We start from the raw sequence: 12,867 nt of genomic DNA, 5'->3' as shown, positions 1-12,867 counted from the left end.
TTTATGGAGTCGGCTAAAAATTTCAATCTGATGCAGGCGCTCAAGGAAAACGCCATCTATCTGGTGCTGCTGGTGCTGCTCATGGTCATCGTGATCCAGGAGCCTTCCTTCCTGAGCCTCACCAACTTCAGCAACATTCTGACCCAGTCCTCGGTGCGGGTCATCATAGCGCTGGGGGTGGCGGGCATCATCATCACTCAGGGGACGGATCTCTCGGCCGGTCGTCAGGTCGGTCTAGCGGCACTCATAGCAGCAACCATGTTGCAGGCGCTGACCAACGTCAACAAGGTGTTCCCGACGTTGGGGGAGGTGCCCATTCCTGCGGTGATCCTGCTGGTCTGTGTGGTGGGGGCGCTGATTGGTCTGGTCAACGGTCTGATCGTGGCCTACCTGAACGTTACCCCGTTCATTACCACCCTGGGCACCATGATCATCGTCTACGGTATCAACTCCCTCTACTTTGACTCGGTAGGGGCTTCGCCGGTGGCCGGGTTTGACCCCCGCTTCTCCAGCTTCGCCCAAGGGTTTATCCGGATAGGAGGATTCAAACTCTCCTATCTCACCTTCTATGCGGCCATCGCCAGCGTCTTTGTCTGGGTGCTGTGGAACAAGACCCGCTTTGGCAAAAACATCTTCGCCATCGGCGGCAACCCCGAGGCAGCCAAGGTCTCCGGCGTCAATGTGGCGGTCAATCTGGTAATGATCTATGCGCTGGCGGGGGTCTTCTACGCCTTCGGCGGCATGCTGGAAGCAGGCCGTATCGGTAGCGCCACCAACAACCTCGGCTTCATGTACGAGCTGGATGCCATCGCGGCGTGCGTGGTGGGCGGCGTGTCGTTTGCCGGCGGGGTGGGAACGGTCGCGGGTGTGATCACCGGCGTACTTATCTTCACCCTGATCAACTATGGTTTGACCTATATCGGGGTCAGCCCTTACTGGCAGTTCATCATCAAGGGCGGCATCATCATTCTGGCGGTGGCATTGGATTCCATGAAGTACGCCAAGAAGAAATAACGATTGGCAGGGAGGGTTGGCGCTGCCAGCCCTCTCTTCTGGAGGGAACCCATGCCATTCAAGGTCAAGATTTACCTCTTGCTGCTACTGGCCATTCTGGTCACCATCGGCACCGCTGGGCTCAGCGTGAATCACTTCATCAGTGGTTACATTCGCACTCAGGCCACCCACAACATCACCGAGCAGATCACCCTGGTCAAAGAGAAGCTGGCCAGCGACATCAATCAGAAAATCCTGTTGGCCGCCAACCTCAACTTCGGGGTGACCAACGTCAAGAAGACCCTGCAAGAGACCGGCTTTCACAACATCGTCAAAGTGATCGGCGACATGGCCTTCGACGTGAGCGGGGTCATCAACGACAGTGCCAAAGTCGATGCCCTGCGCAAGCTGATCCCTGCCGCCAACAACCAGATCACCGTCAGCCCGCTGCAACAGGTGGATGGCAAGCCGGTCATCACCATTCTGGTGCCGCGCGGTGCCGATTCCGCCTATCTCTACTACCTCGACATGAGCGAGTTCAAAAGCCTGCTGGAGAAGATGAGTGGCGATGGCCGCTACTTCTCGCTGGCCGACAGTCAGGGCAACAACCTCTATGACAGCAAACCGCAGGGGGAGAGTGAAGCGCGCCCCAACCAGCTGGATATTCGCGGCAGCAGCTGGACGCTGACCGGCTACATCGATCTTGACTACATCCGGGCCATGACCCGGGCCCTCAACGGCCAGATCATCATGGCGCTGTGCGGCGTGGCGATCGTGGTGATGGTGCTGGCGATGTTGGCGCTCAATGTGGCATATCGCCCCATCCTCTCGTTGCGGGATCTTGTGCTGGAGCTCTCTCGCGGCAGCGGCGATCTCACCCGCCGACTGGCGGTAACCAGCAAGGATGATCTGGGCCAGATCTCGGCCGGCATCAACCGCTTTATCGAGCGGCTGCAGGAGATGATGGGGGAGGTGCGGCAGGCGAGCGGCCAGCTCAACAGCGGCATCGAGGGGTTGGCCAGCCAGACCGGCGCCGCCCAGTCCCTGCTGGCGGACCACGTACGCGAGACCGAGCAGGTGGTGACCGCTATCAACGAGATGAGCCGCACCGCGGTCTCCGTCTCCGAGAGTGCGGCCAGCACCGCCCAGCTCACCGGCCAGAGCCAGCAGCTGGCGAGCCAGTCCCGTCAGGTAGTAGATCAGGCGATGGCCAGCGTGATGGCGCTGGTGGACGAAGTGGAAGCCACTGCCCGCTCCATCGAGGCGATGCAACAGGATGTGCAGCAGATTGGCTCAGTGCTGGGGGTGATCGGCAGCATTGCCGAACAGACCAACCTGCTGGCCCTCAACGCCGCCATCGAGGCGGCCCGCGCCGGTGAACAGGGTCGCGGTTTTGCGGTGGTGGCGGACGAGGTGCGCTCCCTCGCGGCCCGCACCCAGCAGAGCACAGCCGAGATCCAGACCATGCTGGCCAGTCTGCAGCGGGGCACCCGCACCGTGGTGGATGCCATGGGCAACACCAAGCAGAGCTGTCAGGGGGCGGCCGAGAACACCACCAGGGTCAACGAGTCGCTGGATCTGATGACAGGGGAAGTTGTGGAGATCAACGATCTCATCAGCCATATCGCCACGGCGGCGGAGCAGCAGAGCGCGGTGGCCGAAGAGATCAATCGCAACATGAGCGCCATCGCTGAAGTGATCCGCCAGCTGACCCACAATGGCGAAGCGACGGTCGCCAGCTCTGCGGCGATGCAGCAGACCTACGACCGGCTGCGGGAGATCGTGGGCCACTTCCGGCTGGAGTGAGGCCTGTGTTCAGTCAATAACAAAACAGGGCCATCCGGCCCTGTTGTTGTTTTCCTGCCTGCCTGAATCAACCGGCTTTGCGGCGCAGATAGACCCCGGCTTCCATGTGATGGGTCCAGGGGAACTGGTCGAACAGGGCGAAGCGGGCGATCTCGTGGGTTTCGCCCAGTACCGCCATGTTGGCCTGCAGGGTATCTGGGTTGCAGGAGATGTAGAGGATGTTGTCGTACTCCTGCACCAGCTTGACGGTGGCATCGTCGAGACCGGCGCGGGGCGGGTCGACGAAGATGGTGTTGCACTGGTAGCTCTTGAGGTCGACCCCCTTGAGGCGGTTGAACTCCCGCTCGCCACGCATCGCCATGGTGAACTCCTCTGCCGACATGCGCAGGATGATCAGGTTGTCGACGCCGTTGGCGGCGATGTTGAACTGGGCGGAGTCGACGCTCGGCTTGGCGATCTCGGTGGCCAGCACCTTGCGGAAGTTCTGCGCCAGCGCGATGGAGAAGTTGCCGTTGCCGCAATAGAGCTCCAGCAGGTCCCCTTCGCTCCCCTTGGTCACATCCAGCGCCCAGGCCAGCATCTGCTCGTTGATGGCGGCGTTGGGCTGGGTGAAGCTGTTCTCCACCTGCTTGTAGATGAGCTGGCGACCCGCCACGTTGAGCTGTTCGATGACGAAGTCATCCCCCAGACAAATCTTCTGCTTGTGGGCGCGGCCAATCAGCTGCAGCTCGAACCCCTTGGCGCGCAGATCGGCCTGCAGCGCTTCGGCGGCTTGTTGCCATTCGGCCTCCAGCTTGCGGTGATAGAGCAGGCTGACAATGATCTGGCCGGACTGGGTGGAGAGGTAGTCAATCTGGAACAGCTTGCGGCGCAGCACCGGGTGTGGGCGCAGCCCCTCCAGCAGCAGCGGCATCAACTGGTTGATGAGGCGGCTGGCGGTAGGGAAGTGGTCTATCTTGATGATCTCTTTGGTCGCCGGGGCATACATGCAGTGGAAGAGGTCATCCCCTTCGTGCCAGATGCGAAATTCGGCGCGCATCCGGTAGTACTCCGCCGGTGAGCTGTGCACTTCCAGCGCCGGGAGGGTGAAGCCGGCAAACAGCCCGGTGAGGCGAGCGCGCTTTTCGTCGAGTTGGGCCTGATAGTCGGCCGCGGTTCTAGGCGCCGGAGCGTTCGCGGAAGGCTGTTGGGACTGGGTCATAAATACCTCACATGCACACCGGCCGGGCCGGGTCGAAATCGGGGGAAGGCAACAGGCCACCCAAAGGGGCCCGATTTTAAAAGCCAGCCGCAGATTGTCCAGCATTTTGTGGTCAAGAAGTGTTCAGTCAGGCCGATAGCTGATCTACAGGCATGGTGGGAGGACACATTATGCAGATCGAAGGCGTGGGCGCAGCCCAACCCAAGGGAGTGGGTGTTTCTCCCAAATCGCCCCAACAGGCGGAGCAGAAACAGGTCAAGAGCGAGGAGGCGGTCTCCTTGCACAAGCCGCCCAAGTGGGCGCAGGTGCTGATCCAGCAGGCATTGCAGTTCTCGCTGGAGATCAACGGCCAGGGCTATCAGGCGCCGAAGGTGAAAGAGCCCGAGGAGATCACCCCGGAGACCCTGTTCGACTTCCAGTCGGTGGCGGACAACGTGCTGCAGTTCGTGACCGGGCGACTCGGTGCCGCGCGGGCCGATGGCAAATCCGACGACGACCTGACCGGGATGATGGAGCAGGCCCGCAAGGGGATCGACAAGGGCTTTGACGAGGCGAAGAAGCAGCTCGGCAAGTGGGCGACTGACAACGAGGATATCAAAACTGGTATCGATCAGAGCTACAAGCTGATCCAGAAAGGGCTCGAGGAGTTCGAGAAGGAGTTCTTCGGCAAGGTCTCCCCGACCGACATGGGGCAGGCCGAGATGGCCAGTCGCCAGCAGGGTTATCTGGAGATCCAGACCAAGGATGGCGACAAGGTAGTGCTGCGATTCAACGACAGCTGGCAGACCAAGTCCCAGAAGGATGAGAGCGGTAGTCAGTTCAGCCTCAAGTCGAGCCAGAGCTTCAGTTTCTCGCTGGAGGGGGATCTCAGCAGTGAGGAGATGGAGTCCATCGGCAAGCTGGTCAAGGGGATCGACGAGCTGGCGGGGAACTTCTTCTCCGGCAACTTCGAGGATCTGCTGGATAAGGCGAACGAACTGAAACTGGACGACAGTCAGCTGGCCTCCTACTCCCTCAAGCTCAAGCAGAGCGTCAAGCTGAGTCAGACCTATCAGGGAGCGCACTCCCTGCAGGATCTGCTCAAGCCGTTTGCCGACTACCTGCCCAAGCTGGAGCAGGTGCAGAAACAGGCAGATACCCTGCTGCCACCATCCCAGCAACAGGCGCTGACCCCGGCTGTGCTGGCCGCTCGCGGTCAGAGCGATCCGGCACAGATCAGCAGCTTCACCAACTTCAACCAGCGCATGCTGGAGGCGCTGCGGATGATCGGCCAGTTCCAGCCCTCCACCGAGCCCGCCGGCAGGAGCGTCTGAGCCGCCAGCGCGCAGCCCAAGCCATAACCTGCCGTTTGCCAGCTCCTGTGGGGGCTGGCAAACTGGCCTTTTTTCCAATCCGGTTGCCCCATGAACCCCAAGAAGCCAAGAGACGAGCGCGAGCTCTGCTACCCCTTTATCTTCGAAACCTCGCTCAAATGTGATTTTGAAATCGCCACCGATGAGCTCTGCTGTCAGGTCGGGGCCGTGCTGTCATACCTTGCGCCGGATGCGGATACCCGGCCCGTGATGGCGGATCTCGCGGCGCTGCAGCGGCTTATCTACAACCTCAACGGCTCGGTGCGCGGCAAGCTGGGGATCTTCGATGCAGACCTTGAGTGGCTCAAGGCCCGTTACGACCACTACAACGAGGCGAGTCGCGGCAGCGTCACAGGTTTTGTGCTGCCACAGGGGCCGCAGCCCATTCCCACCCTCCATCTGTGCCGCTGCGGCAGCAAGAAGGTGGTACGGCTGCTGGTGCGGCTGGAAGAGAGCGAGGTGGTCTTCGATCCCATTCTCTATCGCTTCGCCAACCTGCTGGCCAACTTCTTCTTCGTGCTCACCGTCTACCTCAAGCAGTGCTGGCAGGTGCCGGAAGTACCCTACGTCAGCATCAACTACTGATGGTGGCTGGCTAAGGGCCAGACGTCATGGTGGATTGAACGGAATAAACAACCGGAGCCTTGGGCTCCGGTTTTGTTTTCAGCGCGTAAGTTGCTCGCTCAGCTGGAGATCAGCACCCGGGCCGAGTTGGCGGGGATGGTGAGCTGCACCTCGCCCTGCACCACTTCAAACTTCTCGCCGTTGAAGGCATCGGTGAAACGGCTGGCGGGGCTGGCGGTCTGCCACAGGGGCAGGCTGATGGTGCGCGGCTCGCTCGGGTGGCGGTTGCAAGCCACCACCACCTGATCGCTTTGCAGGGTACGGGCGAACACATAGCTGTGGGGCCCGGCGTAGAGGGTCTGGATATCGCCACGGCGCAGGGAGGGGCGCTGGCGGCGGATCTGGATCAGCCGACGATAGTGGTCGTGCAGCACGTGATCCCAGTCTGTGGTATCCCACGGGAAGCAGCGGCGGCAGTCCGGGTCGTTGCCGCCGGAGAGCCCCACTTCATCGCCGTAGTAGATGGACGGCACACCGATATAGGTGAGCAGCAGTGTGGCGGCCAGCTGCATCCGCTGTTTGTCCTCTCCCAGCAGATGGAGGAAGCGGGCGGTATCGTGGCTGTCCAGCAGGTTGAACTGGGCCAGCTGGTTCTTGAACGGGATATGGGCCCGCGCCAGTTTGAGCCAGCGATCCAGCTCTTCGGCGCTGATCTTGATGGGGTGGTAGGCGATATCCTTGCCAGCCAGGAAGGCACGGATCGGGTGGGCGAAGCCGTAGTAGTTCATGGCGCCGTCCTCCTGATCCCCTTGCAGCCACTGGCTCGCCTCGAAGAAGTGTTCGCCGAGCACATAGGCGTCCGGGTTCTCCTGCTTCACTGCCCCGCGAATGGCGCGCACGTGACCACTGTTGCCCTCGGCGGTGCCGCGCTCGCCCAACATGTGGATGACGTCAAAGCGCCAGCCATCGATCTGGTAGGGGGCGCGCATCCAGTAACGGAGGATGGCGTCATCGGCCCGATAGACGGCGTCCTGTACCTTCTCGCAGGAGAAGTCGAGCTTGGGCAGGCTGCGAATGCCCTTCCAGCTGACGTAATCCCCTTCTTTATCAAAGGTGTAGAAGCTGCGCCACGGGGAGTCCGGGTTGCTCTGGGCTCCCAGTGGCGGGCAGAACCAGGGGTGCTCGGTAGAGGTGTGGTTGACCACCGCATCGAGGATGATCTTCATGCCGCGCTGGTGCAGGTTGCGGGTCAGCTCGGCGAACTGCGCGTTGCTGCCGAGGTGGGCATCGACCTTGAAGTAGTCCTGGGTGTCGTACTTGTGGTTGCTCGGCGAATCGAAGATGGGGTTGAGGTAGAGCGCCGTCACCCCGAGAGATTGCAGATAGTGCAGCTTGGCATCGATCCCCGCCAGATCGCCACCGTAAAACTCGCAGGCGCCGTGGCCCTCTTCATGGCGACTGACCGGTTCGCCCCACGCCTTGCTGATGACCGCTTTGCCGCGATATTCGTACTCGTGATGCTTGACGCTCAGCGACGGGTCGCCGTTGCAGAAGCGGTCGGGGAAGATCTGGTAGAACACCTGATCCTGCACCCAGGCCGGTGGCTGGTGCAGGCTGTTGAAGCGAAAATGTTGCTCCCGTGGCGGCATGGACGCGCTGACGCCCGCCCCGTGCAGCCACCACTGCTCCTCGTCGGTGAGGCACTTGAAGCTGTAGAGGTGGATATCCTGTCCCTTGATGAGCGGCAGGGTCGCCTGCCACACCTGCAGCTGATCGCGGGTGGAGACCGCCGTCATCGGGATCAGGTACTCCTCGTTATCCGGCTCGTGGCGTAGCCACACCTCGCGGATCGGTGCATCCAGATCGCTAAAGAGGGTCAATTGCAGTGCGTCGGCGCTCTCTTTGAACCAGGGCGCCACCTGGGGATGAAACAGAAACGGATGGGTCATGATGCTTATTGAGTCAGAAGATCGGCAAGGGCATTACCCTGTTCATGCAGTGTTTCGAGCTGGCCTGCCAGCGACTTGGGATCCAGTCCCAACTGGTCGGCGAGCGGTTTGGGGAAGCGGGCGATGATGGCCTGGGCAGGCACTCCCGCGTTCCAGGCGAAGGAGATAAACACGGCGAGGCGGATCAGCACCGCCTCCTTGCTGACCGGATCGTGGGAGAGGGGATCCAGCTGTTGGGAGATGGCATCGACGAAGGCCTCGGAGAGGTTCCAGCGCCGCGCCAGCTCGGCACCGAGCTGGGCGTAGTCGTAACCCAGCATCTCCCGCTGGGCCTCGACCCGGCTGCTCCCCTTCTGGATCGCCAGATTGATGAGCTCCGCCTCTTCCGGCAAGGTACTCTGGATCAGTAGTTCGCCGATGTTGTGGATAAGAGCACAGGTGAAGGCGGTCTCGGGGTCGAGCACCTTGGCCTCCTGGGCCAGGGTTTTGGCGATGGTGGCGACCTGGAAGGTCTCGGTCCAGAACTTGTTCTTGTCGAAGCTGGGCGGGGCCTTGAAGGTGCCGATGATGCCGGAAGCGACCACCACAGAGCGCAGTCGGTTGAAGCCGAGGCGGATCACCGCCTGTTCGATGGAGGTCACTTCGTTGCCACGGCGCAGGGCGGCCGAGTTGGCCATCTTTAGCACCTTGACGCTGATCACCTGGTCCATGGCGATCTTGGCCGCAATCTGGTCGATGCGGGCATTCTCGTCGTTGAAGCTCTGCATCAACTCGTGCAGCAGCTTGGGAATAGTGGGGAGTTGTTTGATCTTGTCAAACAGGCGATCCATCGACATGGCTGAGGCAGCCTCCGTTGCGAACTCTGCCTCATATTGTGCCACAGCCGGACAACATGTTCCTGTTTGTGATGCGGCTTTGTGAGCGCTAGAACACCCAGTCGCGCAAGGTGTATTCCAAACGGTGCCGTTTGCCCTGCAGGATCAGGTTCTGACTGGTGCCGCTCAAGGTCGCCCCCTCGGTAAGGGTGGTCAGTACAGCCTGTTCGATAGTGTCGAGCGGCGGCATGCAGGCCATTTCGGTGCTGCCCAGACTGGTGATCCACAGTTTGTCATCTTCCAGATGGCCCTGACCGAAGTAGCGGTTGCAACCGGCGATGCCGTTGACGGTGAAGTGCTCGCCGATCTCGAAATCGGGAGGATTGTCGCGGGGGGCCTTGATCGGTTCGCCATCCAGTTTGCTCAGTACCCAGTGGTGGTGTTGCAGATCTTGCTGAACAAAGGCGGTCGAGCTGCAGCCAGCGAGCAGTAACAGGGGGATCAGCAAAAAGGGCAATCTGGGCATGAGGGGGCTCCGGTTGGGGGAGCGTCAAGAATACCCTTTTTGGGCAGTCGGGAGCAGGGCGGGAGAGGGGACGACCGACCGCTTCTGTCGCCCCTTGTCCCGCGAGACTGTCGCTTAATAGCAACACCTTGGTTATGTTGCCATCGATTTACGCTATCTCAGGGCTCAGTTGGCGAACAGCCGCTCGGCATAACGGGCAAGACCGGCAGCCACCGAGCCGAAGTCATCGCCACCCTCAAGCGGGATGGAGGGGAGCTTCTGGCGGATAAAGCTGGCGATCAGCGGCGAGCGGGCGCTACCGCCGGTGACGAAGATGCGATCCGGCTGCACACCGGCGGCGGCAATCGCTTCGTCCATCAGCTCGCCAATCTTCTCCAGCAGCAGGGCCGAGGCGTTGGCCAGCTGTTCGCGGGTCAGTTCCGCTTCCAGCCCTTTTTCCAGCTCGGCCAGCGACTGGCGATTGAGTTCCTGCTCCGAGAGGGCGATCTTGCCCTGCTCGGCACGCCACACCAGCTGGTGGCTCAGCTTGTGGGCCCGCAGGCTGGCCAGACGACCCAGCTTGCTGCCAGGCTGGCTGTCGAGCTGCAGCTCCTGCAGTTGGCGGGCGGTGTCGAGGCTGTAGAAGCGGCTCTGGGCGCTGACGTCGTTGATGGCGGCCGCATCCCAGAACAGCGGGTGGGGCAGCGGCTTGCCGGTCTTGAGGGTCTCGTGCATGCCGAGCAGCGGCATCATCCCTTCCACCGTCAGGCGGATATCGAAGTCGTTGCCGCCGATCCGCTGGCCGCTGTGGCCGAGCAGATCGCCGCTGCGATCCAGCTGATCGCGGTAGCTCGGGCCCATCCGCAGCATGGAGCAGTCGGTGGTACCGCCGCCGATATCCACCACCAGCACCACGGCGTCTTCGGTGAGGCGCGCCTCGAATTCAAACCCGGCGGCCACCGGTTCATAGAGGAACTCTACCTGCTCGAAACCGGCCAGACGGGCCGCCTCGGTCAGGATGGCGATAGCTTGCTGGTTGCTCTCTTCCCCCGCCAGACCCTGGAAGTTGACCGGACGGCCGATCACCGCCTGGCGGATCGGGGCACCGAGCTGCTGCTCCGCCTGCTGGCGGACATGGAGCATCATGGCGCAGACGATGTCTTCAAACAGGGCGATCTGGGGGGCCTTGAGGCCATAGGCGCCGAGAAAGGATTTCGGCGATTTGATGTAGTAGCCGTCGTCCGGCTCTTCCAGATAGCGCTCCAGCGCGGCACCGCCAAAGCTCAGCTCGTCGATCAGCCCCTCTTCCCGCATCTGGCGGCGAACCGTCTGGGCGCGGGTGACCACGGGGCCACGTAGCTTGAGGTACTCCGCCTGCTGGGCGGGTGCCAGCCCTTCGGCCAACAGACCGGCGATAGCATCCCGGTGGGGCGCATGCAGGGTGGAAGGGAGATAGCGGGATGCGCCAAGATTCAGCAGCCTGGGGCTACCTTGTTCCATCACGGCCACGGCACAGTTGGAGGTGCCGTAATCAAATCCGATAAACATGGGCGCCAGACTCCTGAATAAAAAAGGGGGGCTAGCCTACCCGAAGGCGCCGGGTCTCACAACCCGGCGCGTGACGAAGAGAGGGCGAGCCCTTATTCCACTTCGTTGTCGCAGCGGCCCTGGATCTCGATGGCGCGGATATTGCCGAGGGTGGTATCGGCGATGGCGTGCAGCGCCTCGCGGGTCAGGAACGCCTGATGGCCGGTGAACAGCACGTTGTGGCAGGCAGACAGGCGGCGGAACACGTCATCGGTGATCACCTCGTTGGACTTGTCGGAGAAGAAGAGATCCTCTTCCTCCTCGTAGACGTCCAGCCCCAGTGCGCCGATACGGGAGGTCTTGAGCGCCTCGATGGCGGCGTTGGAGTCGAGCAGACCGCCACGGCTGGTGTTGATGATCATCACCCCGTCCTTCATCTTGGCGAACGCCTCCTTGTTCAACAGGTGGTAGTTCTCTTTGAACAGCGGGCAGTGCAGGCTGATGATGTCGGATTGGCGGAACAGGGTATCGAGATCCACGTACTCGGCACCCAGCTCGATGGCTGCCGGATTCTGGTAAGGATCGTTGACCAGCAGGCGAACCCCGAAGCCCTTGAGGATGCGCAGGGCGGCCAGACCGATCTTGCCGGTGCCGATGACGCCAACGGTCTTGCCATGCATGTTGAAGCCGACCAGCCCCTCCAGCGAGAAGTTGGCGTCGCGGGTGCGCTGATAGGCTTTGTGGATGCGGCGGTTGAGGCACATCATCATGCCGACCGCGTGTTCTGCGGTCGCCTCGGGGGAGTAGGCGGGCACCCGCACCACTTTCAGCCCCAGCTCTTTGGCCGCGGCCAGGTCCACGTTGTTGTAACCGGCGCAGCGCAGGGCGATCACCTGGGTGCCGTTGGCAGCCAGTTCGGTCAATACCTCGCGGTCGGCATCGTCATTGACGAACAGACACACCACTGGGAAGCCGTGAGCCAGTCGGGCCGTTTTGGCCTCCAGCCGCACATCGAAAAACTCTAGGTCGAAGCCGTACTGGCTGTTGGCCTGGTTGAAATGCTCTTTGTCATAGCTCTTGGTACTGAATACGGCGACTTTCATGGTATGTGCTCCGCAGCGTGTGTGTCGTCAAATTACAACAAAATGGGTCAGCTATCACCTGACAAACCGGCTGGTTATTGTCCCCACGGCATAATGGGAACGGCGCTGACTGCACTCTTGTACGAACCATCCACCAGTTTGGTGCTGTAGGTCAGGTAAACCAGTGAATTGCGTTTCTTGTCGTAAAAACGCACCACTTTCTGCTCCTTGAACACCAGTGAAGTGCTGACATCGAACACCTCCTCTCCCGCCTTCAGCTTTTCGGGCAGGGTGATGGGGCCGATCTGGTGGCACGACAGGGAGGCGTGGGAGGGATCTTCCGCCAGTCCCAGCCCACCTTTGACGCCACCTGTCTTGGGGCGCGCCAGATAGCAGGCGACACCGTCGATGCGCGGGTCGTCGAATGCCTCCACCAGGATCTTGTGGTTGGGGCCAAACAGCTTGAAGGCTGTGCTCACTTCACCGACCGGGTCGGCCTTGTCGGCCAGCGCCGGGCCGGCAAACAGGGCCCCCAGCAGCAGGGGCAGGGCGCGGCGCAGGGCATTATGTCGCGTGTGGTTATGTGTCATGGTCTCTCCTGTTGGCCCGGCACTCCTCAATAGGGAATGCCCAGGCGACGATAGAGGCTGGCGAGCACCCAGGCGGGGCCTATCAGCAGAAATTGCAGGTCGGCGAGGAAGGAGGGGCGTTTGCCCTCGATCTTGTGGCCGACAAACTGGGCTATCCAGAGAATCACGAACGCCGCCACCGCGGGCCACAGCAGCGGCCCCTGCCACTGGTGGCAGAAGGCCAGCCCGAGCGCGGTCAGCACCGCCATCCCCGCGAACAGCGAAAACGACAGTTGCAGATAGAACAGCAGCACCGGAATGGCCGCCACTGCCGCCCAGTTGAGGGGCTCTGGCAAGGGCCCGAGCGGCAGACACCAGAGCAGCGCCAGCGAGCAGAGATAGATGCCCGGCACCGCCAGTTTGTGGATGGCGACGTTTATCGGATGGCGATGGCTCTGGCCGTACTCCACAAACCACTCCTGGATTCCCTTCATGGCTCCTCCC

The 12,867-nt window shown here is 61.6% G+C and carries 12 protein-coding genes; 4 read left to right on the top strand and 8 right to left on the bottom strand.

All coding sequences use genetic code 11. From position 1 onward, the window contains the following. Window positions 1-3 precede the first annotated feature (3 nt). Window positions 4-1,014 (top strand): galactose/methyl galactoside ABC transporter permease MglC, encoded by a 1,011-nt coding sequence (mglC, locus tag G5168_RS17610; protein ID WP_005342585.1) that lies wholly within the window; start codon window positions 4-6, stop codon window positions 1,012-1,014. A 51-nt stretch (window positions 1,015-1,065) separates the two neighbouring features. Then, entirely contained in the window at window positions 1,066-2,799 is a 1,734-nt protein-coding gene (locus tag G5168_RS17605; RefSeq protein WP_421252516.1) for a methyl-accepting chemotaxis protein, read from the top strand. 67 nt (window positions 2,800-2,866) lie between these two features. Here the strand turns inward: G5168_RS17605 and trmA are convergent, their stop codons facing one another. Beyond that, complete coding sequence (gene trmA, locus G5168_RS17600) at window positions 2,867-4,000, bottom strand: tRNA (uridine(54)-C5)-methyltransferase TrmA (RefSeq protein ID WP_421252515.1); 1,134 nt, start codon at window positions 3,998-4,000, stop codon at window positions 2,867-2,869. 170 nt (window positions 4,001-4,170) lie between these two features. Between trmA and G5168_RS17595 the strand changes: the two genes are divergently transcribed. Continuing rightward, window positions 4,171-5,313, top strand: coding sequence for a DUF5610 domain-containing protein (locus tag G5168_RS17595; protein ID WP_421252514.1), 1,143 nt, complete (start codon window positions 4,171-4,173; stop codon window positions 5,311-5,313). Window positions 5,314-5,403: 90 nt separating this feature from the next. Next, window positions 5,404-5,937: an ATP--cob(I)alamin adenosyltransferase gene (locus tag G5168_RS17590; RefSeq protein ID WP_421252513.1), complete on the top strand. Its 534-nt coding sequence runs from the start codon at window positions 5,404-5,406 to the stop codon at window positions 5,935-5,937. Between the two features lie 98 nt (window positions 5,938-6,035). Here G5168_RS17590 and malZ read toward each other — a convergent pair whose 3' ends face one another. The 7 genes from malZ to G5168_RS17555 all read right to left on the bottom strand — a co-directional run bounded on the left by malZ (window position 6,036) and on the right by G5168_RS17555 (window position 12,857). After that, on the bottom strand, window positions 6,036-7,865 hold the full coding sequence (gene malZ / locus G5168_RS17585; RefSeq protein ID WP_227341606.1) for a maltodextrin glucosidase: 1,830 nt from the start codon (window positions 7,863-7,865) through the stop codon (window positions 6,036-6,038). Window positions 7,866-7,870: 5 nt separating this feature from the next. Beyond that, window positions 7,871-8,701 (bottom strand): HDOD domain-containing protein, encoded by an 831-nt coding sequence (locus G5168_RS17580; RefSeq protein ID WP_227341605.1) that lies wholly within the window; start codon window positions 8,699-8,701, stop codon window positions 7,871-7,873. Window positions 8,702-8,789: 88 nt separating this feature from the next. Then, window positions 8,790-9,206 carry an META domain-containing protein gene (locus tag G5168_RS17575; protein WP_227341604.1) on the bottom strand — a complete coding sequence of 139 codons (417 nt, stop codon included), beginning with the start codon at window positions 9,204-9,206 and terminating at the stop codon, window positions 8,790-8,792. Between the two features lie 165 nt (window positions 9,207-9,371). Then, complete coding sequence (gene yegD / locus G5168_RS17570; protein WP_227341603.1) at window positions 9,372-10,733, bottom strand: molecular chaperone; 1,362 nt, start codon at window positions 10,731-10,733, stop codon at window positions 9,372-9,374. Window positions 10,734-10,825: 92 nt separating this feature from the next. Then, complete coding sequence (locus G5168_RS17565; protein ID WP_064341035.1) at window positions 10,826-11,815, bottom strand: 2-hydroxyacid dehydrogenase; 990 nt, start codon at window positions 11,813-11,815, stop codon at window positions 10,826-10,828. Window positions 11,816-11,889: 74 nt separating this feature from the next. After that, window positions 11,890-12,384, bottom strand: a complete 495-nt coding sequence (locus G5168_RS17560) for a CreA family protein (protein WP_064341036.1) — start codon at window positions 12,382-12,384, stop codon at window positions 11,890-11,892. A gap of 26 nt (window positions 12,385-12,410) precedes the next feature. Further along, window positions 12,411-12,857: a DUF962 domain-containing protein gene (locus G5168_RS17555; protein ID WP_216952648.1), complete on the bottom strand. Its 447-nt coding sequence runs from the start codon at window positions 12,855-12,857 to the stop codon at window positions 12,411-12,413. Window positions 12,858-12,867 lie beyond the last annotated feature (10 nt).

This window comes from Aeromonas sp. 600724 (assembly GCF_049175135.1).
GTDB classification, from domain to species: domain Bacteria; phylum Pseudomonadota; class Gammaproteobacteria; order Enterobacterales; family Aeromonadaceae; genus Aeromonas; species Aeromonas veronii_A.
Note: the sequence above shows the minus strand (reverse complement) of the source record. Positions and strands in the feature narration are given on the sequence as shown.